The organism is Bradyrhizobium sp. USDA3010, from assembly GCF_056429065.1.
This window is the reverse complement of the sequence record NZ_JBWJZD010000003.1, coordinates 390,633-410,126: the sequence shown is the minus strand read 5'-3', so window position 1 is coordinate 410,126 and position 19,494 is coordinate 390,633. Positions and strand designations below refer to the sequence as shown.

Below are 19,494 nucleotides of genomic sequence, written 5' to 3'. Positions count from 1 at the left end.
GATCGCGGCAGTCACAAACCAGATCTTACGCAAAAGCATATCCTCGCGTGCGGATTGAAGACGGACCGGCGCATGGAGATCGCTCCATGCGCCGGAACGAGGGTTGCTCAGCTCACTGCGGCAGCGCGAACACGGTGAGCGTTCCGCCGAGCGCGGTATAGTTGCTCAGCGCTGCGTAGCCGCCGACTGCACCGAGACCGGCCGTCGGATCAGTCAGACCGGCCGCGAGGCCGATGCCTGCCCAACCGCCAACACCCGACAGCACGGCGACGTACTGCTTGCCGGCGTTTTCATAGGTGGTGACGTTGCCGATGATGCCGGACGGAGTCTTGAACTTGTAAAGCTCCTTGCCCGTCTTGGCGTCGACTGCCTTCAGGTAGCCTTCCAGCGTGCCGTAGAACACCACGCCGCCGGCGGTCGCGAGTGCACCCGACCAGACCGAGAACTGCTCCTTGTTCGACCAGACGATCTTGCCGGTCTTGCCGTCCCAGGCGATGAAGTTGCCCATGTTGGTCTCACCGGGAGGCGGATACATCGACAGCGTCGCGCCGACATAGGGCTGACCTGCGGTGTAGCTCACCTTGAACGGCTCGTAGTCCATGCAGACGTGGTTGGTCGGCACGTAGAACAGCTGCGTATCCGGCGAGTAGGCCGCCGGCTGCTCGTCCTTCGAACCCAGCGCCGCCGGGCAGATGCCCTTGACGTTGTGGTCCTCGCCGGCCTTGTCGGTCGACGCTGCGTCAAGAACCTTCGGACGACCATAGGTCGGCGAGCTCTTGTTCATGTCGACGCCGGAGGTCCAGTTCACCTTCGGATCATACTTCTCGGCGACCAGCAGTTCGCCGGTGGCGCGATCGAGCGTGTAGCCGAGGCCGTTACGATCGAAGTGCGTCAGCAGCTTGCGCGGGGTGCCGTTGATCGATTGATCTGACAGGATCATCTCGTTGACTCCGTCATAGTCCCATTCGTCATGGGGCGTCATCTGGTAGACCCATTTGGCGACACCGGTATCCGGGTTACGCGCCCAGATCGTCATCGACCACTTGTTGTCGCCGGGACGCTGCTTCGGATTCCAGGTCGAGGGGTTGCCCGATCCGTAATAGACGAGGTTGAGTTCGGGATCGTAGGAGATCCAGCCCCAGGTCGCGCCGCCGCCGATCTTCCACTGATCGCCTTGCCACGTCTTCAGGCTCGAGTCCTTGCCGACCGGCTTGCCGAGCTCGGTGGTCTTGTCGTCGACCAAGAGCTGGTCGTCGGGACCTTCCGAGAAGCCACGCCAGACCAGCTTGCCGGTCTTGAGGTCGTAGGCCGTCATGTGAGCCTGAACGCCGAACTCGCCGCCGGAGATGCCGACCAGGACCTTGTCCTTGACGACCATCGGCGCCGACGTACCGGTCGATCCCTTGCTCGGATCGCCGTTCTTGACACTCCACTCCACCTTGCCGGTCTTCGCATCGAGCGCAACCAGCGTGGTATCGGCCTGATGCAGGATGATCTTGCCGTCACCATAGGCAACGCCGCGATTGACCGTATCGCAGCACATCACCGGAATGACGTTCGGATCCTGCTTCGGCTCGTACTTCCAGACGATCTGATTGTCCTTGGAAAGGTCAATAGCGTAGACCTTGTTCGGGAACGGCGTATGCACGTACATCATGTTGCCGATGATCAGCGGGCCGCCTTCGTGACCGCGCAGCACGCCGGTCGAAAACGTCCACGCTACCTGCAACTTTCCGACGTTCTGGGCGTTGATCTGATTCAGCTTCGAATAGCGCTGATTGGTGTAGTCGCCGGTCGGCATCACCCAGTCTTTCGGGTTCTGCGCCATCTTGTGGAGTTCGTCATTGGCGTTGGCAGCTCCGGCGGCGAACACCGCCATTGCCCCAAGGCTGGTCGCGTAAAGCAGCTTGCGCATCGTGGATTTCCTCCCAGGTTCATGAACTCAAGGGTTTCCGCCGAAACGGCCCCACTTCTTCCATTTTGGTACCTCACTGGTAGTCCCATCGAACCGCGCTGACTTGCCCAGCAGCGAAGCGCCGTTTGCTCAGAAGCGAAGCATCGTCAGATTTTTGCGGTCAGGCTGCGAATTGGCAGGTAACGCTGCTTCATGTTGCAGGGCATCAAACGTCTTCAGTGCCGTTCCAGCGTCGGAGTAGAACCGGCCCAAGGTTGCGCTTGACGCGCCCAGAACTAAGTCGGAGGATCACCCGACATTATCCGGGAAGAAGTCCCGCCGCCTCCCTAAGCTGTTCAGAATCAGGGAGAAGGCGCATCATCCCGGGCCAGATTTCAGCTCGGTGAGCAGTCACGTTGGGGATCGAATCGGTGGCTGGAAAGATGTCCGATACAGTCCATTCACTCAGCACGAACGGATTGACGCCCAAGCGGCAGATCCAGCGCTGGTCGGATGCGCTGACTGACCTGTGCGGTCAGTTCGACGTCGATGCGCTGGAAGGATCCTCGCTCGAGGGCCGGATCAATTTCACGACGGTATCGCGACTGAAGCTGTGCCAGATCGAGGCAAGCCAGCACCGCATCGCCCATACCGTCTCGCGCATCAAGCTGAGCGAGCACCCCTACATCAAGATCGTCTTCCAGACCCACGGCGTCTCGCATTTCGAGCAGGACGGCCTGCACTTCGACATCATGCCGGGCGACTGTTTCGCTTACGACGTGTCGTGTCCGCACACCATCATCAGCCCGTCCCTGACGCGTCACGAGGTCGTCATCGTTCCGAAGGACCTGCTCAAGGAGCGCGGCTTCCAGCTCTCCAAGATGGCGCCGTGCAAGCTCTCGGCGCGCAATGGCACCGGCCGCATCGCCTATGATTTCGTGCATGCCGCGTTCGGCGAAGCGCCGACGCTGACCCCGGTCAACGCCGTCGGCGTGGCCGATGCGCTGATCGACCTGCTGCTGCTGCCGCTGCGCGAGACCGGCGCGATGTTCGACCGCGGCAGCGCCGAGGCGACCTATGTGCGGGCCCAGGGCTTCATCCGCGAGCATCTGCGCGATCCGGATCTCTGCATCGACGGCATTTCCGCGGCGCTCGGCTGCTCGAAGCGCTATCTGCACATGCTGTTCAGCGATCGCGGCATGACGGTCAGCGACTACATCTGGAAGGCCCGGCTGCAAAATTGCCGGCAGGAGCTTGAATCCCAGAACGGCAAGACCATCACGGACGTCGCGTTCTCCTGGGGCTTCTCGAGCTCGTCGCATTTCAGCCGCGTATTCCGGAAGTATTTTGGCATCGCCCCCTCCTCCGTGCACAAGGGTCTGCACGGCGGCATGCCGGTCGATGTGGTACTGGAATAGCGATTCGCCTGGCGTGCAGGCGCCACGCCATGCTGTCCATCAAGCTATCATCAATCAAACTTTCCTCAATCAAAGCTTGGGCGCGCAACCTCAAACGAGACAGCGTTGCGCTGTATCTCGCGTCACGTGATCCGCGCGTACCGTGGTACGCAAAGGCGCTCGCCATCGCCATCGCGGCCTATGCGCTCTCGCCTATCGATCTGATTCCAGATTTCATCCCGGTCATCGGCTATCTCGACGATCTGATCTTGCTGCCGTTCGGCATCTGGCTTGCGATCTCGCTCGTTCCGGATGAGGTGATGGCCGAATGCCGCGCCAATGCCAGTGCCGTCTTGCAGCGCCCGATCAGTCGAGCGGGCATGATCGCAATCATCGTGCTCTGGATCGCCGGTGTGCTCGCGCTGGCATGGGCCGTCTTCGCATACTGGCCCCGAACCGCGCCCTAAGCCTGCATGGCCTTCGGCACCAACGCCTCGACCGTCACGCCATCATCGCTGGAATTGATCTTGAGCGTGCCTCCGAGCGCGAGGATTCGCTCCTGCATGCCAGTCAAACCGCGGCCAAGCCGGTGATCCCTGAGCAGGCCGCGGCCGTTGTCGCGGACGCACACCAGCGCGCAGCCGCGGCTGCCGCGCGGGCCGGTCTGCCGCTCCGCAGGCTCGATCGTGATATCGACTGCCGTTGCGCCGGCGTGGCGGAACACATTGGTGAGCGCCTCCTGGACGATGCGATAGATCGTTAGATCGGCCGTCTCGCCGGTCTCGCCGAGATCAGGCGATACGCTGCTCTCGATCTCCACCTCCGGGTGGGTCTCGCCCCACAGCCGCACCAGCGCGCCAAGCGCTTCCACAAGCCCAAGCTCCGCCAATCCCACCGGCCGCAATCGCTCCAGGATGCGGCGAGTGAACTGCTGAAGCGCGTTGACCTGTTCGAGGATGGCGCTGCCGTGCTTGCGTAGCGCAGCAGGATCGGGCTTTTCGACCTCCGACAGCCGCGTCAGCGCGCCGGCATGCGCGCGCAGCGCGAACAGATAGGGCCCGAACTCATCGTGCAATTCGCGCGCGATCTCCTTGCGTTCGGAATCCTGCAGCGAGACCGCACGTTCGGCCAGCTGCCGCTTGCTGTCCACGGCCTCGCCAAGGGTCGCCGCCAAATGGTTCAGTTTGGCACAGATCGCAGCCAGTTCAGGCGATCCGCCGGGCTCGACGCGCGCGTCGTAATCCCCGGCCTCGATACCGGTCATGGCCTGCGACAGCGCTTCCAGCGGCGCAAGTGCGCGGCCGACCACCAGCATGGTCACGAGCAGCAGCGCCACCGCGATCGCGGAGCCGACCTCGATCTGGGTGACGATGCCATCCCAGATCTCGGCCATTTCGTCATCGGGATGCGAGGTGATGCCTAGCGATTGCGGCTTGCCGTGAACCGAGATCGGTACCCGCACCGAAGTCTGTTCGGGATGGACCAGCGCGACGAACCACTCAGGCGGGGCGCGCGGATCGGCTGCCTCCGGGCGCTCGGCAGACTTTGCGGTCGCGTCATCCTGCCGCGTGATGCTGACATGACGCAGCCGGCTCAGGTCCTGGACGATCTGGTCGAGCCGCGCATCCGGATCCGGCGCCTCGTCGAGACCGGCCACCATCGTCGCAACAAACTCGCGCGCCAGCCGGATCACGCTCTGGTCCTCGGCCTGGACACGCGGCCCCGCTTCCAGCACGAGGCGCGCGATATTGATGCCCAACCCAAGCGCCAGTATCAGCGCCAGCAGCAGGTTGATCCGTGCGCGCAAGGATAGCTTTTGCCACATGACGTTGCCCCCGACCGCGATCCCTCCTCCGAGAGGATCGTTGACAGCCAAATTCGCCCGGCTATCTAATCGCACCCTATCGCAATCTCGTGCGAGGTGCACAACCGGTCGGAACCGAGGTTTTCTTCGTGCAACTCGATGTAACGATGAGCTAGTCGAAGCAGGTCGCCGGAACAACGCCATGCGCATTCTGATCGTTGATGATCATCCCATCGTGGCCTCCGGTTGTCGCACCGTGTTCGCCGACGATCCCGAGATCATCCTGCTGGAAGCTGCGGATGCCGAAAGCGGCGAACGGGCGTTCGTCGCGGAGAAGCCCGATCTCTGCGTGATCGACATCAACCTGCCGACGGTCTCCGGCTTCGAGCTGGCCCGCCGCATCCTGTCGCGCGATGCATCCGCGCGCCTCATCATGTTCAGCATGAACGACGACCCGGTGTTCGCCGCCCGCGCCATCGACATCGGCGCCAAGGGCTACGTCTCGAAAACCGGCGACCCCAACGATCTGGTGGAGGCCGTGCGCGAAGTCGGCAATGGCGGCGTCTATCTGCCGCCGGCGATCGCACGCAACGTCGCCTTTGCGCGGCCGGGCTTTGCGCAAAATCCGCTCTCCAAGTTGACCTCGCGCGAGATGGAGATCCTGCGCCTGCTCAGTTCCGGCAAGAGCCTGTCGGAGATCGCCTGGCTGGTGCATTCGTCTTACAAGACGGTCGCGAACACGTCATCGATCATGCGCCAGAAGCTTGGCGTGCGCACCTCGGCAGAGTTGGTGCGCCTCGCGATCGAGAGCGGCGTCGGCTGACGTCGCGCTCCAACACAGAGGAATATGGCAATGCAGACGGTTTCCCAGAACAAGTCGCATGGCGGCACGCAAGGCGTATACCGGCACCCAAGCCGCGAGACCAAGACCGATATGACCTTCTCGGTGTTCGTCCCGGATCATGCGGCCGGCGCCAAGCTGCCTGTCGTCACTTATCTGTCGGGCCTGACCTGCACGCACGCCAACGTCACCGAGAAGGGCGAATTCCGGCAGGCATGTGCCGAGCTCGGCCTGATCTTCGTTGCACCTGACACCAGCCCGCGCGGCGAAGGCGTCCCCGGCGATCCCGCCAATGCCTACGATTTTGGCCTCGGCGCCGGCTTCTATGTCGATGCGACCGAGCAGCCGTTCGCGACCAATTACCGGATGTGGAGCTACGTCACCGAGGAATTGCCAAAACTGATCGCCGAGCAATTCCCGGTCGACACGGCGCGGCAATCGATTCTCGGTCACTCCATGGGCGGCCATGGCGCACTGACGGTGGCGCTGCGCTATCCCGATCGCTATCGCGCGGCCAGCGCGTTTGCGCCGATCGTGGCGCCATCGCAGGTGCCGTGGGGCAACAAGGCGCTGGGCGGCTATCTCGGCAGCAACAAGCAGGCGTGGCGCAAGCACGACGCGGTCGCGCTGATCGAAGATGGCGCCCGCTTCTCCGATCTGCTGGTCGACTACGGCGATGCCGACGGTTTTCTCACCGAACAGCTGCGGCCCGAGCTCCTGAAGGCCGCCTGTGAGAAGGCCAACATCCCCCTCACCTTGCGGCGTCAACCCGGCTACGACCACAGCTATTACTTTATCTCGACCCTCATGGCCGATCATCTGGGCTGGCACGCCGCGCGGTTGAAGGCTTGAGCCAATCCCTCCCCGTCATCCTGAGGAGCCGCGAAGCGGCGTCTCGAAGGATGCATGGCCCGGCTCGAGGCCGTCGACCCCTTCGAGACGCGCGCAAAAAGCGCGCTCCTCAGGGTGACGGAGATAGACTGCCGTCGCCCCATCAACGTTATTGCGAGCGAACGACTGCTCTACCGGGCTTGCGGGGCGCCGTAGTTCGGCGCGAGCAGGCGGTTGCGCACGAGGTAATCGGTCGCGCGCGACCAGGATTCGTCGGTATTGCCGCGCATGTCGGCGCTCACTGCTGCCACCAATTGCCCGGTATGCACGTCACGCAGATAGAGATTGATGTTGAGGATCAGGTTGGAGACCTTCTGCACCACGCCGGTCATCGCGAGGTCAGCGCCCAGCTCGCCGGCGAGTTTCACGTCGCATCCGCCGCAGGCCTGAAGATTGCTGCCGTGCGCCGCAGCATTGACGGGCGCGATATCGATCACATGGAACTTGCCGGAATCTGCAAGCTCCCTGCGCACCTGATCGCCGGTGCGGAGCAGCCGCGCCTGTTCGTCGGTCCGCGGTCCGTCCACCTCCCCTTGAAGGCTGGTGTCGATCATCTCGAGGTCGAACACCGCGAGCTTGGGCGGTTCGCCGCGCGCCGCAGACATCAGCAGCAAAGACATGACGAAGAAGACGAACGCTGATCTCATGATTGTGAACCAATCGAAATTTGGTACCGCGCAACGACAAAAAGCGGGGTTGCAAGACAGGCCAATTCCGGCATCTTGCACGTCAACGCATGGCCAGAAAAGCGGAAGCCGCCTTTCGACAATGCCATGCCGAGTGAAGAATGACTACGGGAGGAGTTATGTTCCGATGGCTGATCGGCACGATCGCGCTCAGCATGGTGGCGACCGGAGCGCTGGCGGCTGATCCCGTCGAGATCCATATCGGCTATCTCGGCCATACCGGCATCAAGTCGACGCTCTCGCTGGTCGAGCAACCGGCCGACAATGACGGCATCGCCGGCGCACGCCTTGCGATCGAAGACAACAATACGACCGGGAAATTCCTCAACCAGCGCTTCGTGCTTGATGAAGTCAAGGTCAAGGACAGCGACGATGTCGCCAAGGTCGCGACCGATCTCGCCGGCCGCAACGACTATATCATCACTGACCTGCCCACCGACGCCCTGCTCAAGGTCGCCGACGCGCTGCGCGATCGCGGCACCGTGCTGCTCAATGCCGGCGCGATCGACGATCGGCTGCGCGAGCAGGACTGCCGTGCCAATGTCATCCATGTCGCGCCGACACGCTCGATGCTGGCGGACGCGCTTGGCCAGTATCTTGTGTGGAAGCAGTGGAAGCGCTGGCTGCTGGTGACTGGCTCGCACGATCAGGACAAGCTCTACGCCGACGCGCTGCGCCGCGCAGCGACACGCTTCGGCGCTAAGATCGTCCAAGAACGGACATTCGAGGACATCGGCGGCGCCCGCCGCACCGACTCCGGCGTGACGCTGATCCAGCGCCAGATGCCGGTGTTCACGCAGCAGGCGCCGGCTTACGACGTGCTGGTCGCCGCCGACGAGAGCGAGGTGTTCGCGAACTATCTGCCCTACCGGACCTGGGACCCGCGCCCCGTGGCCGGCTCGGCGGGCCTAGTGCCGACCAGCTGGGACGCCGCGCATGACCAATGGGGCGCGGTCCAGATCCAGAACCGCTTCGTCAAGCTGAACATGCGTCGCATGACGGCGCTCGACATGCAGGCCTGGACGGCGGCGCGCATGATCGGCGAAGCCACCTCCCGCACCAATTCGGGGGATCCCAAGAAGGTTGTCGCCTTCCTCAAGGGCAAGGATTTCTCGATCGCCGCCTTCAAGGGCACGCGATTGACCCTGCGCGACTGGAATCTGCAGCTCCGCCAGCCGATCCTGCTGGCCGATGGTCGTATGGTCGTTTCGGTCTCGCCGCAGGAAGGTTTCCTGCATCAGGTCTCCGAGCTCGACACGCTCGGTGTTGACCGGCCTGAAACGAAGTGCAAGCTGCAGTGAGGGAGGTGAAACGCATGTGGCGCTGCTGTCTGTTGATCGGGATGCTCGTTTGGCTTGCCGCGGCACCGGCGTCCGCCTTCGTTGCTTACGTCTCCAACGAGAAGGGCAACACCGTCACGGTCATCGACACCAACAGCTGGACGGTGACCAAAACCATCAAGGTCGGCCAGCGGCCGCGCGGCATCGAGTTCTCGCGCGACGGAAAGTTCGTGATGGTCGCGGTCGGCGACGACGACACGATCCAGGTGATCGATACCAAGACCCAGGAGATCGTCGACACCCTGCCCTCCGGCCCCGACCCCGAATTGTTCACCCAGGATGCCGCCGGCAAGACCATGTATGTCGCCAACGAGAACGACAACACGGTCACCGTGATCGATCTTGAGAAGCGCGCCCGGCTCGGCGACATCCAGGTCGGCGTCGAGCCCGAGGGCATGACGATCAGCCCGGACGGCAAGATCCTGATCAACACGTCCGAAACCACCAACATGGCGCATTTCATCGACACGACCACGCGCCAGATCGTCGCCAACGTGCTGGTCGACTCGCGGCCGCGCTTCGCCCAGTTCAAGCGCGACGGCTCCGAATTGTGGGTTTCCTCCGAGATCGGCGGCACGGTGTCGATCATCGATCCGGTGAAGCGCGAGGTGACCGGCAAGATCACCTTCGAGATCCCGGGCCTGCGCAACGAGGCGATCCAGCCCGTCGGCATCGGCATGACCAAGGACGGCAAGACCGCGTTCGTTGCGCTCGGCCCCGCCAACCGCGTCGCGGTGGTCGACGGCGCGACCCACAAGGTCCTCAAATATCTGCTGGTCGGCCAGCGCGTCTGGCATATGGATTTCACGCCCGACGAAAAATATCTGATGGTCACCAACGGCGTCTCGAACGATGTGTCGGTGATCGACATCGCAGCCCAGAAGGTGATCAAGACTATTCAGGTCGGCGAACTGCCCTGGGGGATCACGATCGCACAGCCATGACCGCAACCGACGCCCATATCGCGCCCTCGCCGGATGCAGGCCCTGCAGCGGCCGTGCCGCCGGCGCTGTCGATCGGCAATGTCAGCCACAGCTACGGTCCGCGGCGCGCCTTGATCGACGTCAACTTCACGGTTCAGCCTGCGAGCTTCACCGCTCTGCTGGGCCTCAATGGCGCCGGCAAGAGCACCTTGTTCTCGCTGGTGACGCGGCTGTTCGGGATCCAGAACGGCCAGATCAGGATCTTCGGTCACGACATCAGCCGGACGCCGGGTGAAGCGCTACGGCTGATGGGCGTCGTGTTCCAGCCGCGCACGCTCGATCTCGACCTCTCGCTGACGCAAAACCTGCTCTATCACGCCGCGCTGCACGGCATCTCGCGGCGCGAGGCGCGGCTGCGCAGCGCCGAGGTGCTCGGCCGTATCGGCCTTGCGGACCGCGCCGCCAGCAAGGTGCGCGATCTCTCGGGCGGCCAGATGCGAAGGCTCGAGATCGCCCGCGCGCTGCTGCACCGGCCGCGGCTGTTGCTGCTCGACGAGGCCACCGTCGGGCTCGACGTCAAGGCGCGCGCCGACATTCTCGATCATGTCCGCCAGCTCGTCACCGAACAGGGCATCGGCGTGCTCTGGGCAACGCATCTGTTCGACGAGATCATGCCGGGTGACGACCTTGTCGTACTGCACCAGGGCCGGATGCTGGCGCACGGCCCGATGTCGCGCGTGATCGCGGACGCTGGCGCCCAGGACGTCAACACCGCATTCATGCGCCTGACCGGAACGGCAACCCTCACCGGAAAACCGCCAACATGAGCAGCACGACGGTCACGACTGAGCGAAGCGGCTTCTCGGTGTCGGAATACATCGTCTGCCTGAACGGCATCGTATGGCGCGAGGCGCTGCGCTTCCTGCATCAGCGCGAGCGCTTCGTCTCGGCGCTGGTCCGGCCGCTGGTCTGGCTGTTCATCTTCGCGGCCGGCTTCCGTCAGGTGCTCGGCATCTCGATCATCCCGCCCTATGAGACCTACATCCTCTACGAGGTCTATATCGCGCCCGGCCTGATGGCGATGATCCAGCTCTTCAACGGCATGCAATCCTCGCTGTCGATGGTCTATGACCGCGAGATGGGCAACATGCGCACGCTGTTGGTCAGTCCGTTGCCGCGCGGCTATCTTCTGTTCTGCAAGCTCCTCGCCGGCACGGCGGTATCGCTGCTCCAGGTCTATGCCTTCCTGCTGATTGCGTGGTTCTGGGACATTACGCCGCCGACCCTCGGCTACCTCACCGTGCTTCCGGCGCTGGTGCTGTCGGGCCTGATGCTCGGCGCACTGGGCATGCTGATCTCGGCCAGCATCAAGCAGCTCGAGAATTTCGCCGGCGTGATGAACTTTGTCATCTTCCCGATGTTCTTTGCATCGTCGGCCCTCTACCCGCTCTGGCGTGTGCAGGAAGGCAGCCCGATGCTTTATTATGTCTGCCAGTGCAATCCGTTTACGCATGCGGTGGAGCTGATCCGGTTTGCGTTGTACGGCAAGATGAACTGGGTTTCGCTCGCGGTGGTCGGCGGCTGCACGGTGGTGTTCATGATCGGCGCGATCCTGGCTTACGATCCATCGCGCGGCCTGGTGCGCCGCGGACCTGGCGGAGGCGAGGCATGACAGTCCGGCGGCCAGCACTCGGCGCGCTGCTCGCGACGGTTCTGTCGAACCAGGTCGCGTTCGGTGCCGACCCGCGTTACCCGGACTGGCCGTGCGCGCAGGCCAAGGTGCCCGAAATCTCGCTCGCCGCGGTCTGGGCCGGGCCGCCGCTCGGCGATGCCGAGACCAGGTGGAGAGACGATCCGAAGATCAGCCAACTTGCGACCAAGCTCGCGGCGCGCCGCGTTCCGCTCGAGGATGCGCAGAAGGAGATCACCGAATTCCTGTCGGCCGCAGCGGCCGACAAGGCCAATGCGGGAAAGCTGCTGTTCGCGGGGCTGTTCGATACGCTCAATGGCCAGCGGGCCTCGGTCATGAACGGGCTGGAGCGCGTGATGCGCAAGCAGCGGGAGGCCGCGGAAAAGATCCGCGCCGATACGATCGCGCTGCAGGCGCTGCAGGATGCCACGCCGCCGGACCAGGCCAAGGTCGACGAGCTCGGCAATCAGCTGGTCTGGGAGACGCGGATATTCGAGGACCGCGGGCGCGTGGTGAAATTCGTCTGCGAGGTGCCGACCATGATCGATCAGCGGCTGTTTGCGCTCGGCCGCACCATCCAGCAGGAGCTGGATTAGGCCTGCGGCCGATCGCCCCGGCGATCACCACCAGCCACCGGAACAAACTGCCCTGCCCGCTCGTTATCTCCAACTATATCTGAAGTTGGGAGACCTCGATGAGAGCAGCCAAGATCGTCATGACCAGCCTCGCCGCCGCGAGCCTGATCACCTCAGCGGCTTTGGCCCAGCAATCCATCTCGGGAATGGTCACCAAGATTGACCGACTGAGTGGAACCATCTCGATCCAGCAGACGCAAACCGGCACGGTGGGCGCGGCCGGCGGCGCCATTCAGGAATACAAGGTGGCCAAGGGACAGTCGCTAGAGGAGCTTCACGCCGGCGACAAGGTGACGTTCACCACCACGGACGGCGACGGCGGCAAGACCATCAATAAGCTCGACAAGCAGAAGTAATTCGCTAGAACATTTTCCTGGCCGCGTGAGGACGGGCTTACTGCTCGCCCTCGCGCGGTTCAGGCTCCACATCCGCCAGCGGCAGATTGGCGCGCCCCCACCCGTCGGTTCCCTCCGGATACCACGCCACGTTGCGGTAGCCGTAGGAGAGCACGCGCTTGGCGGCGTTCCACGACATCCAGCAGTTTTCCTGGCAGTAGATCACCAGCAATCTGGCCCTGTCGTCACCGGAGGCGCGGACCAGGCCGTGACGCATATAGTCCTCGGTCGATGCGGCGAGCTTGCCGTAGCCGGTGTCGGGCAGCCAGATGCTGCCGGGAATGTCGCGATGCGGCCGCTCGCGCCACACCGTGCCGGCCGGTAGATTAGGCTTCGGCGCGCGCGGCAGCACGTCGACGAAAGCGCCGGACTTGTTGCGCCAGATCTCTGCCGCTTCCGCCGTCGTAAGCACCCGTGCGCCGGCAAGCGTAGCCGGCACCGCCGTGCGATAATCCTCGGTGCGATACCCCTCGGGTTCTGCAGGCTGGTCCTGCGCGCGGACATGCGAAGCGGCGAGCAATATCACCGCAAGCATGGCCGCGAGCCTGATCATGGCGATTTGGTCGCGGTCTCCGACCCGATCGGACGGTCGTTCTCGTCGAGCAGCGGAACGCCGAAGTCGAGCAGGATCTTGTTGATCGCCGGCTGGTTCTCCTGGATCAGGCGATTGAGCTGCCGCTTCCAGTTCTGATCGGACGCCCGCACGCCCATGCCGATGCGATAGACCAGCTTGGGTCCCGTGGTCTCCTTGAGCAGCGGCGTGACATGCAGCGGCGGGTTCGCCTTCTTGGCATAAAAGCCCGCCATCGGCCCCCACAGGATGCCGGCGTCGATCTCGCCTTTTTCAAGGTCGTTCATCATCGCCTCGGCCGAGGAATCGTAGCGCGTGTCGATCATCAGCGGATAAGGCTTCGCATTGCTCATCAGACCGTTGATGGCCATGTTGGTCGCTGGCGGCGTTCCGGCGACGATGCCGATATGCTTGCCCTTCAGCCGCTCATCCTCGAGCGTCGTGACTTCATCCAGTCCGCTGCCCGGCTTGGCAACGATCGCATAGGCCGTGCGGTAATAGGGATTGGTGCCTTGCGCGAGGTCGTCGCCTTGCGGAAAGCCCATGATCACGTCGCAGCGATGCGAGCCGAGCGTGATCCGCACGAAGCCGGTCGCCTGCGGGAAATACATATAATCGAGCTTCTTTTGCAGCTTTTCAGCGAACAGCTCGCCGATCTTGTTCTCGAACCCCTCGCCCTTGTCATTCGAGAACGGCAGGTTGCGCGGATCGGCGCAGATGCGAAGCACCTTGGGATCGACCAGCTCGATGGAGAGTTCGCCCTGCTCGTTGACCTGCGCACGCGCGATGTCGCGGCCGGCAAGACAGACGATGAAGCCGGCAAGCGCGAGCAGAACAGGACGGCATGCGATAACTCTCATTGCGCGGTCTCCTCTTGATCGGACGGATTGCCGCCATCCACCGATTGCCCGGCGCACCATGACGTGCAACAGGGATAATGATCGCGACGGTGCCGCGTTGCTTGTTGCAGCGCAAACTGGAGCGCGACGACATCGATCGCGCGTCCCGGAAAAACTGAGGCGGAAACATGGCTCATGGCGGTTCGGTGCTTGCGCTGCTCCTGATGCTTTGGGCGCCGACCATAGCGCAGGCTCAAGAGGCGGAATTGCCTGTGAGCGAAGTCGCGCCCGGAATATTCGTTCACACCGGGGTCACTGCATTGATGACGCGCGACAACGAAGGCGCCATCGCCAATGTCGGCTTCGTGGTCGGCGACAGCGCCATTGCCGTCATCGACAGCGGCGGCAGCGTCCGCGAAGGGCAGCAATTGCTCGCCGCCGTGCGCAGCCATAGCGACAAGCCGATCCGCTATGTAATCAACACCCACGCGCATCCGGATCATAGCTTCGGCAACGCGGCTTTCGTGGCTGACGGGACCAGCTTCGTCGGCCACAAGGCCCTGCCCCAAGCGCTGGCGACGCGCGGGCAATTCTATCTCGACGGTTTTCGCCGGACGATGGGCGACGCGTTGATCGACGAGGTCCGGATCATTCCGCCGACCGTGCTGGTCGCGGACACGCTGAAGCTCGACCTCGGCGGACGGACCCTCACCTTGAAAGCATGGCCACCCGCCCACAGCGACAACGACCTCACCGTGTTCGATGAGCGCACCGGTACCCTGTTCGCCGGCGATCTGGTGTTCCTCGAACATATTCCGGTGGTCGACGGCAGCCTCAAGGGCTGGCTGCGTGCGCTCGACGAGCTCCAGGCTATTCCTGCCGAGCGCGCGGTTCCCGGTCACGGACCCGTGAGTGCGTGGCCTGCAGCGCTTGCCGACGAGCGGCGTTATCTTGAGACGCTGGCCGCGGACGTCCGTGCGCTGGTCGCACGCGGCAAGCCGATCACGGCCGCGGCGGAGCATGCCGCGGCAGCCGAGCGGCCGCGCTGGCAATTGTTCGACGATTACAACGCCCGTAACGCAACTGCAGCATTCTCGGAAATTGAATGGGAGTAGCTGTTCGTCCTATAATGACGCGGCTGCATAGGATCTCGCGAACATGACTGGACATCGCGCCCGCCTGCTTTGCATCGCCGGCCTCCTTGCGATCGCGCTGGGGACACCCGCTGCGCCCGCGGCTGAGACCTATGATCCCTGGCCGGGCCTCGTCCAGGACATCTTCAGCAATCGTCCGATGGATGACGGCAACGATATCATCGGCATCGAGATGCCGACGCGCGCGGAAGACGCCGCAATCGTTCCGGTGACGCTGCGCACCAAGCTGCAGCCCAGCGATAGCCGCCGCGTCGTCGCGATCACGCTTGTGATCGACGAGAATCCGGCGCCGATGGCCGCGAAGTTCACGCTGGGGCCGGACGCCAACGTCACCGAGATCTCGACCCGCGTCCGCGTCAACAACTACACCAATGTACACGCCGTCGCGGAGCTCAGCGACGGCAAGCTTTATGTCAGCAAGGTGTATGTGAAAGCATCCGGCGGCTGCTCGGCACCGGCCGGCAAGAACGTCGAGGAAGCGAAGAACCGGCTCGGCCAGATGCGTTACCGGCAATTCACAAGGTCCGAACAAGGGCCGGCGACGAGCACGAGGGAAGCCCAGATCATGATCGGGCATCCGAATAATTCAGGCCTACAGATGGATCAGGTCACGCAGCTCTATATCCCGGCCTTCTTCGTCAATGAGCTGTACATCTGGCAGGATGACAGTCCGGTGCTGGCGATGGAGGGCGGCATCTCGATTTCCGAGGATCCCAACATTCGCTTCACCTACGTCTCGAATGGCGCCAAGCACTTCCGTGCCGAGGCCAAGGACACCGACGGGCACGTCTTCGACCACGAATGGAAGGTCGAGAATCCCGGGACCTGACGCGTTCGCGATCTCACGATCAACGCTAGAAGCACCTCACTTCGGCCTCGGCCTGCGCACGCCTGAGGTCGTTGAGCGCGTTGGCGGCCTGCTCGGACGAGCGGAACTGGCCGCCCAGATTGCCGCGCACCTGCGCCATGCTCAGCACGGTCTCGGCGGTGACGTAGCGATCATAGGGGATAATCGAGGCGACCACATCGATCGAGCAGGAACATTGTTCGATCGACTGCCGGGATTCGCCATTGGACTTCATGCAGCCGAACACATATTCGGCCCGCGCCGAGGTCGGATAGTCGTTGATCTCCTGGGCTCGCACGCTGACGGCCGTCCCGCCGAGCACCAGGACGGCGACAATCGGTCGTAGCATGCCAGCTCCTGCCATGGTCCTGCTTCCTCTTCTCTTTCCGCAAGCTATGCTATGGATGTTGATCAGAAAAGAAAACATTCGGGGAAGTGGCTCAAGAAACGATGATCATCTCTGTACGCACGGTGTTGGCTGCGGCAGTTCTGGCGGTCATGCAGTTCGGCACCTCGTGCAACGCGGAGACCATCCGCGTTGCAGCGCAGAAGACCGGAACGCTGGCCTGGGAACTGGCCGTCATTCGCTCCCATGGTCTCGACAAGAAGGCCAATCTGTCGATCGATGTCGTCGAGCTCGCCAGCCCCGAGGCCGGCAAGATCGCGCTGCGCTCCGGCTCGGCCGACGTCATGGTATCCGACTGGCCCTGGGTGTCGCGCGAACGCTCGCTCGGCGCCAAACTGCAATTCTATCCCTATTCAAGCGCGCTGGGGGCCGTGATGGTCCCGGCCGCCTCGCCGCTCACGACGCTGGCGGACCTCAAGGGGCGCAAGCTCGCCGTTGCCGGCGGTGCGATCGACAAGAACTGGCTGCTGCTGCAGGCCGCATTGAAGCAGGATGGCGTCGACCTGAAGTCGCAGTCAACCATCGTCTACGGCGCGCCGCCGCTGCTGGCCGCCAAGGCCCTCGGTGGCGAGATGGACGCGACGCTCAACTACTGGAATTTCTGCGCGGCGCTTGAAGCCAAGGGCTTTCGCCGGCTCGCCGGCATGGAGGAGGTCCTGCAAAAGCTCGGCAGCAAGGGCCGCATCGCGATGATCGGCTATGTGTTCGACGAAGCCTGGGCCAATGCGAACAAGGATCTGGTGGCCCGCTTCATCGCCGTGACGCGCGCCGCGAAAGAGATTCTGGCGACCTCGGATGCCGAATGGGACACGATTGCGCCGCTGACCGGCGCGCAGGATGCGGCGACGCTGCGCGCTTATCGCGACCGCTACCGCGAGGGCATCCCGCGCCGTCCGATCGCTGACGAAGAGGCGGATGCTCGCGTGCTCTACCGGGTGCTGGCGCAGCTCGGCGGCCGCGATCTCGTCGGCACCGCGACCGAGCTCGATCCCGGTACGTTCTATCAAGCGATCCCGGGAGACTAACGGTGCTGCGCCTCCTGTCATTCGCGCTGTTCATCGCGACCTGGTGGATTGCCTCGCTGTTGATCGGCGATGCCAAGCTGCCGGCGCCGCCGGCGGTGCTGTCGGTCCTGATAGCCGAAGCGCGATCGGGCGCGCTTTTCGTCAATCTCGGCGCAACGCTGGCGCGCGTCGCGCTGGCCTTCACCCTCGCCATGGCGCTCGGCTCGGCGATCGGCTACCTGATGGGCCGCGTGTCGCTTGCCAATCGCCTTGGCGATCCTTGGCTGATCCTGCTGCTCAATTTGCCGGCACTGGTCGTCATCGTGCTGGCCTATATCTGGGCCGGGCTGACCGAGGTCGCCGCGATCACGGCCATCGCCATCAACAAGCTGCCGACCGCCGTCGTCACCCTGCGCGAGGGGGCCCGCGCGCTCGACCCTGCGCTCGACGAGATGGCAACGGCCTTTGCCTTGCCGCGCGGCCGCGCCTTCCGGCATGTGGTCCTGCCGCAGCTTGCGCCCTACATCGCGGCCGCTGCGCGCTCCGGGCTGTCGCTGGTTTGGAAGATCGTGCTCGTCGCCGAATATCTGGGCCGCCCCAACGGCGTCGGCTTCGAGATCGGGGTCGCTTTCCAGCTGTTCGATATCCCGTTGCTGCTCGCCTACTCGCTGAGCTTTGCCGGTGTCGTGCTCGTCATCGAGACCCTGCTGGTGCAGCCGTTTGAAACCAGGCTAACGCGGTGGCGGCTCCGTGCAGCTTGAGGTCAATATCACAGGCAAGAGCTTTGCGAGTGCGGCCGGAAAGCGGCACGACGTGCTCGACAACGTCACCTTCACGTTGAACGCCGGCGAGGTTGGCGTGCTGTTCGGACCGTCGGGCTGCGGCAAGAGCACCCTGCTGCGGATTCTCGCCGGGCTCGACGCCAACTACCAGGGCCATGTCGCGCGCTCTCCCGGCATGCGCCTCGGCATGGTGTTTCAGGAGCCGCGGTTGTTGCCCTGGCGCACCGTGGAGGAGAATGTGCGGATCGCCGCACCGCATGTCGACGACGGCACGCTGTCGGCGCTGTTCGAGGTGCTCGAATTGAGCGTGCACCGCAACCACTTTCCCGGTGAGCTGTCGCTCGGCCTCGCCCGCCGCGTCGCGCTCGCCCGCGCCTTCGCCATCGAGCCGGATTTCCTCCTCCTCGACGAGCCGCTGGCCTCGCTCGACAATGCACTTGCGGGGCGGCTGCGCGACCAGATCGCCACGCTGGTGGCCAGCCGGAAGATGATGACGCTGCTGGTCACCCACGATCTCGACGACGCAGTCCGCCTCGGCGACCGCCTGTTCTTCCTGTCGCCGCGACCGGCCCGAATCCTTCACGTCGAGACCATCGCCGCGCCGCGCGCGACGCGCGGCGAGCCGGAGATCGACGAAATCAAGCGGCGGCTCTCACAGTTGGACCTTGCAAATATGTGAGGCGCCGTCATCCTTGGACCAAAGCGTGAGGGAGAGATTGGATGCCGCGTGCGTTGATTGCTGTTGCTGTTGCCGTTGCGTTGCTTGTCCTGCCGGCGCCAGCGCTCGCCCAAAGCAAGGGCAAAGGCATCCGGCTGTGGAATCTGACCAGCGCCACGATTTCGAGCTTCGAGCTGTCGCCGGCTGGCAAGAACGAGTGGGGTCCGAACCAGACGCTCAACGACAAGGACAAGGAAGTCGACCACGACGAGCGCTTGCGGATCACCGGCATCGAGCCCGGCCGCTACGATGCCAAGGTCGGCTACAGCGGCGCCAGGCAGTGCTTCGTTCGCGACATCGAGATCAAGGCCGATGCGGTGTTTTCAGTGTCCGACAAGGATCTGAAGGACTGCAACAAATAGCAGCTAGCCCGCCGGCGGTTTGCCGTCCGTGCTGGCGCGATCGTTGGCGTGCGGATATTCGCACCGCCATCGCACCGCGGTCCATTTCGGATGTTCGCCGACCCATTGTGCGATGTAAGGCGGCGCGGCCATGGCGCATTGCTGCAGCGAACCGCTCCAGTTGAACACCAGATGCTGCTCCTCGCAGGTCGCGGGCGACAGCACGGCACATACAGTGACGATCAGATCAATCGGGTTCATGCGCGATCCCTAGGCGTGCTCACGAAATAGATAGCACGACGGAATACGTAATCAGCCAGGTCAGGGTTTCACAGG

At 63.6% G+C, this 19,494-nt stretch carries 23 protein-coding genes; 16 read left to right on the top strand and 7 right to left on the bottom strand.

The genetic code is table 11. The annotated features are described in order from the left end of the window. Positions 1-112: 112 nt before the first annotated feature. The gene (xoxF5, locus tag AC066Y_RS07450) at positions 113-1,915 is read right to left on the bottom strand and encodes a lanthanide-dependent methanol dehydrogenase XoxF5 (RefSeq protein WP_478273297.1); all 1,803 of its coding nucleotides are present in this window, start codon (positions 1,913-1,915) and stop codon (positions 113-115) included. Between the two features lie 422 nt (positions 1,916-2,337). Here xoxF5 and AC066Y_RS07445 point away from each other — a divergent pair, with 422 nt between their 5' ends. Beyond that, positions 2,338-3,312 carry a helix-turn-helix domain-containing protein gene (locus AC066Y_RS07445; RefSeq protein WP_478273296.1) on the top strand — a complete coding sequence of 325 codons (975 nt, stop codon included), beginning with the start codon at positions 2,338-2,340 and terminating at the stop codon, positions 3,310-3,312. A gap of 29 nt (positions 3,313-3,341) precedes the next feature. Next, entirely contained in the window at positions 3,342-3,758 is a 417-nt protein-coding gene (locus tag AC066Y_RS07440) for a YkvA family protein (protein WP_478273295.1), read from the top strand. Here AC066Y_RS07440 and AC066Y_RS07435 read toward each other — a convergent pair. Next, on the bottom strand, positions 3,755-5,116 hold the full coding sequence (locus AC066Y_RS07435; RefSeq protein WP_478273294.1) for a histidine kinase: 1,362 nt from the start codon (positions 5,114-5,116) through the stop codon (positions 3,755-3,757). The two genes, AC066Y_RS07440 and AC066Y_RS07435, sit on opposite strands and share 4 nt — an antisense overlap. Before the next feature lie 181 nt (positions 5,117-5,297). Here AC066Y_RS07435 and AC066Y_RS07430 point away from each other — a divergent pair, with 181 nt between their 5' ends. Both AC066Y_RS07430 and fghA read left to right on the top strand, forming a co-directional pair. Beyond that, on the top strand, positions 5,298-5,918 hold the full coding sequence (locus AC066Y_RS07430; protein WP_092115647.1) for a response regulator transcription factor: 621 nt from the start codon (positions 5,298-5,300) through the stop codon (positions 5,916-5,918). Between the two features lie 24 nt (positions 5,919-5,942). Next, positions 5,943-6,788, top strand: coding sequence for an S-formylglutathione hydrolase (fghA, locus tag AC066Y_RS07425; protein ID WP_478273293.1), 846 nt, complete (start codon positions 5,943-5,945; stop codon positions 6,786-6,788). A 170-nt stretch (positions 6,789-6,958) separates the two neighbouring features. Here fghA and AC066Y_RS07420 read toward each other — a convergent pair whose 3' ends face one another. Then, a complete protein-coding gene (locus AC066Y_RS07420; protein WP_478273384.1) occupies positions 6,959-7,447 on the bottom strand; it encodes a DUF3280 domain-containing protein in 489 nt (162 codons plus the stop codon). Between the two features lie 185 nt (positions 7,448-7,632). Here AC066Y_RS07420 and AC066Y_RS07415 point away from each other — a divergent pair, with 185 nt between their 5' ends. The 6 genes from AC066Y_RS07415 to AC066Y_RS07390 all read left to right on the top strand — a co-directional run bounded on the left by AC066Y_RS07415 (position 7,633) and on the right by AC066Y_RS07390 (position 12,457). Then, the gene (locus AC066Y_RS07415; RefSeq protein ID WP_478273292.1) at positions 7,633-8,814 is read left to right on the top strand and encodes an ABC transporter substrate-binding protein; all 1,182 of its coding nucleotides are present in this window, start codon (positions 7,633-7,635) and stop codon (positions 8,812-8,814) included. Between the two features lie 14 nt (positions 8,815-8,828). Continuing rightward, positions 8,829-9,797: a YVTN family beta-propeller repeat protein gene (locus AC066Y_RS07410; RefSeq protein ID WP_478273291.1), complete on the top strand. Its 969-nt coding sequence runs from the start codon at positions 8,829-8,831 to the stop codon at positions 9,795-9,797. Beyond that, positions 9,794-10,603, top strand: a complete 810-nt coding sequence (locus AC066Y_RS07405; protein WP_478273290.1) for an ABC transporter ATP-binding protein — start codon at positions 9,794-9,796, stop codon at positions 10,601-10,603. The genes AC066Y_RS07410 and AC066Y_RS07405 overlap by 4 nt, the downstream gene beginning before the upstream one ends. Then, positions 10,600-11,448: an ABC transporter permease gene (locus AC066Y_RS07400; protein ID WP_478273289.1), complete on the top strand. Its 849-nt coding sequence runs from the start codon at positions 10,600-10,602 to the stop codon at positions 11,446-11,448. The genes AC066Y_RS07405 and AC066Y_RS07400 overlap by 4 nt, the downstream gene beginning before the upstream one ends. Then, positions 11,445-12,062, top strand: coding sequence for a hypothetical protein (locus AC066Y_RS07395; RefSeq protein ID WP_478273288.1), 618 nt, complete (start codon positions 11,445-11,447; stop codon positions 12,060-12,062). Before AC066Y_RS07400 ends, AC066Y_RS07395 begins: the two co-directional genes overlap by 4 nt. Before the next feature lie 98 nt (positions 12,063-12,160). Further along, on the top strand, positions 12,161-12,457 hold the full coding sequence (locus AC066Y_RS07390) for a copper-binding protein (protein ID WP_478273287.1): 297 nt from the start codon (positions 12,161-12,163) through the stop codon (positions 12,455-12,457). A gap of 37 nt (positions 12,458-12,494) precedes the next feature. On the opposite strand, the gene AC066Y_RS07385 is transcribed toward AC066Y_RS07390, so the two are convergent. Then, the gene (locus AC066Y_RS07385) at positions 12,495-13,049 is read right to left on the bottom strand and encodes a PQQ-dependent catabolism-associated CXXCW motif protein (RefSeq protein ID WP_478273286.1); all 555 of its coding nucleotides are present in this window, start codon (positions 13,047-13,049) and stop codon (positions 12,495-12,497) included. Next, positions 13,046-13,927: a substrate-binding domain-containing protein gene (locus AC066Y_RS07380; RefSeq protein ID WP_478273285.1), complete on the bottom strand. Its 882-nt coding sequence runs from the start codon at positions 13,925-13,927 to the stop codon at positions 13,046-13,048. Before AC066Y_RS07380 ends, AC066Y_RS07385 begins: the two co-directional genes overlap by 4 nt. A 167-nt stretch (positions 13,928-14,094) precedes the next feature. Between AC066Y_RS07380 and AC066Y_RS07375 the strand changes: the two genes are divergently transcribed. Continuing rightward, entirely contained in the window at positions 14,095-15,021 is a 927-nt protein-coding gene (locus AC066Y_RS07375) for a quinoprotein relay system zinc metallohydrolase 2 (RefSeq protein ID WP_478273284.1), read from the top strand. A 43-nt stretch (positions 15,022-15,064) separates the two neighbouring features. Beyond that, entirely contained in the window at positions 15,065-15,889 is an 825-nt protein-coding gene (locus AC066Y_RS07370) for a quinoprotein dehydrogenase-associated SoxYZ-like carrier (protein ID WP_478273283.1), read from the top strand. 25 nt (positions 15,890-15,914) lie between these two features. Here the strand turns inward: AC066Y_RS07370 and AC066Y_RS07365 are convergent, their stop codons facing one another. Then, on the bottom strand, positions 15,915-16,256 hold the full coding sequence (locus AC066Y_RS07365; RefSeq protein WP_376711575.1) for a hypothetical protein: 342 nt from the start codon (positions 16,254-16,256) through the stop codon (positions 15,915-15,917). Between the two features lie 149 nt (positions 16,257-16,405). On the opposite strand from AC066Y_RS07365, the gene AC066Y_RS07360 reads away from it, so the two are divergent. The 4 genes from AC066Y_RS07360 to AC066Y_RS07345 are packed head-to-tail and all read left to right on the top strand — an operon-like array spanning position 16,406 to position 19,179. After that, positions 16,406-17,338, top strand: a complete 933-nt coding sequence (locus tag AC066Y_RS07360) for an ABC transporter substrate-binding protein (protein WP_478273383.1) — start codon at positions 16,406-16,408, stop codon at positions 17,336-17,338. Positions 17,339-17,340: 2 nt separating this feature from the next. After that, on the top strand, positions 17,341-18,078 hold the full coding sequence (locus AC066Y_RS07355) for an ABC transporter permease (protein ID WP_420965252.1): 738 nt from the start codon (positions 17,341-17,343) through the stop codon (positions 18,076-18,078). Then, complete coding sequence (locus tag AC066Y_RS07350; RefSeq protein ID WP_478273282.1) at positions 18,068-18,778, top strand: ABC transporter ATP-binding protein; 711 nt, start codon at positions 18,068-18,070, stop codon at positions 18,776-18,778. The genes AC066Y_RS07355 and AC066Y_RS07350 overlap by 11 nt, the downstream gene beginning before the upstream one ends. Before the next feature lie 41 nt (positions 18,779-18,819). After that, positions 18,820-19,179, top strand: coding sequence for a hypothetical protein (locus AC066Y_RS07345; protein ID WP_478273281.1), 360 nt, complete (start codon positions 18,820-18,822; stop codon positions 19,177-19,179). A gap of 3 nt (positions 19,180-19,182) precedes the next feature. On the opposite strand, the gene AC066Y_RS07340 is transcribed toward AC066Y_RS07345, so the two are convergent. Further along, entirely contained in the window at positions 19,183-19,419 is a 237-nt protein-coding gene (locus AC066Y_RS07340; RefSeq protein ID WP_478273280.1) for a hypothetical protein, read from the bottom strand. Between the last annotated feature and the right edge of the window lie 75 nt (positions 19,420-19,494).

Coding starts and splice junctions, on each gene's coding strand:
- AC066Y_RS07410 (WP_478273291.1), top strand. CDS start 8,829: ATGTGGCGCTGCTGTCTGTTGATCGGGATGCTCGTTTGGCTTGCCGCG.
- AC066Y_RS07440 (WP_478273295.1), top strand. CDS start 3,342: ATGCTGTCCATCAAGCTATCATCAATCAAACTTTCCTCAATCAAAGCT.
- AC066Y_RS07400 (WP_478273289.1), top strand. CDS start 10,600: ATGAGCAGCACGACGGTCACGACTGAGCGAAGCGGCTTCTCGGTGTCG.
- AC066Y_RS07390 (WP_478273287.1), top strand. CDS start 12,161: ATGAGAGCAGCCAAGATCGTCATGACCAGCCTCGCCGCCGCGAGCCTG.
- AC066Y_RS07395 (WP_478273288.1), top strand. CDS start 11,445: ATGACAGTCCGGCGGCCAGCACTCGGCGCGCTGCTCGCGACGGTTCTG.
- fghA (WP_478273293.1), top strand. CDS start 5,943: ATGGCAATGCAGACGGTTTCCCAGAACAAGTCGCATGGCGGCACGCAA.
- AC066Y_RS07375 (WP_478273284.1), top strand. CDS start 14,095: ATGGCTCATGGCGGTTCGGTGCTTGCGCTGCTCCTGATGCTTTGGGCG.
- AC066Y_RS07370 (WP_478273283.1), top strand. CDS start 15,065: ATGACTGGACATCGCGCCCGCCTGCTTTGCATCGCCGGCCTCCTTGCG.
- AC066Y_RS07420 (WP_478273384.1), bottom strand. CDS start 7,447: ATGTCTTTGCTGCTGATGTCTGCGGCGCGCGGCGAACCGCCCAAGCTC.
- AC066Y_RS07385 (WP_478273286.1), bottom strand. CDS start 13,049: ATGATCAGGCTCGCGGCCATGCTTGCGGTGATATTGCTCGCCGCTTCG.
- AC066Y_RS07445 (WP_478273296.1), top strand. CDS start 2,338: ATGTCCGATACAGTCCATTCACTCAGCACGAACGGATTGACGCCCAAG.
- AC066Y_RS07430 (WP_092115647.1), top strand. CDS start 5,298: ATGCGCATTCTGATCGTTGATGATCATCCCATCGTGGCCTCCGGTTGT.
- AC066Y_RS07405 (WP_478273290.1), top strand. CDS start 9,794: ATGACCGCAACCGACGCCCATATCGCGCCCTCGCCGGATGCAGGCCCT.
- AC066Y_RS07380 (WP_478273285.1), bottom strand. CDS start 13,927: ATGAGAGTTATCGCATGCCGTCCTGTTCTGCTCGCGCTTGCCGGCTTC.
- AC066Y_RS07345 (WP_478273281.1), top strand. CDS start 18,820: ATGCCGCGTGCGTTGATTGCTGTTGCTGTTGCCGTTGCGTTGCTTGTC.
- xoxF5 (WP_478273297.1), bottom strand. CDS start 1,915: ATGCGCAAGCTGCTTTACGCGACCAGCCTTGGGGCAATGGCGGTGTTC.
- AC066Y_RS07435 (WP_478273294.1), bottom strand. CDS start 5,116: ATGTGGCAAAAGCTATCCTTGCGCGCACGGATCAACCTGCTGCTGGCG.
- AC066Y_RS07365 (WP_376711575.1), bottom strand. CDS start 16,256: ATGCTACGACCGATTGTCGCCGTCCTGGTGCTCGGCGGGACGGCCGTC.
- AC066Y_RS07360 (WP_478273383.1), top strand. CDS start 16,406: ATGCAGTTCGGCACCTCGTGCAACGCGGAGACCATCCGCGTTGCAGCG.
- AC066Y_RS07415 (WP_478273292.1), top strand. CDS start 7,633: ATGTTCCGATGGCTGATCGGCACGATCGCGCTCAGCATGGTGGCGACC.
- AC066Y_RS07340 (WP_478273280.1), bottom strand. CDS start 19,419: ATGAACCCGATTGATCTGATCGTCACTGTATGTGCCGTGCTGTCGCCC.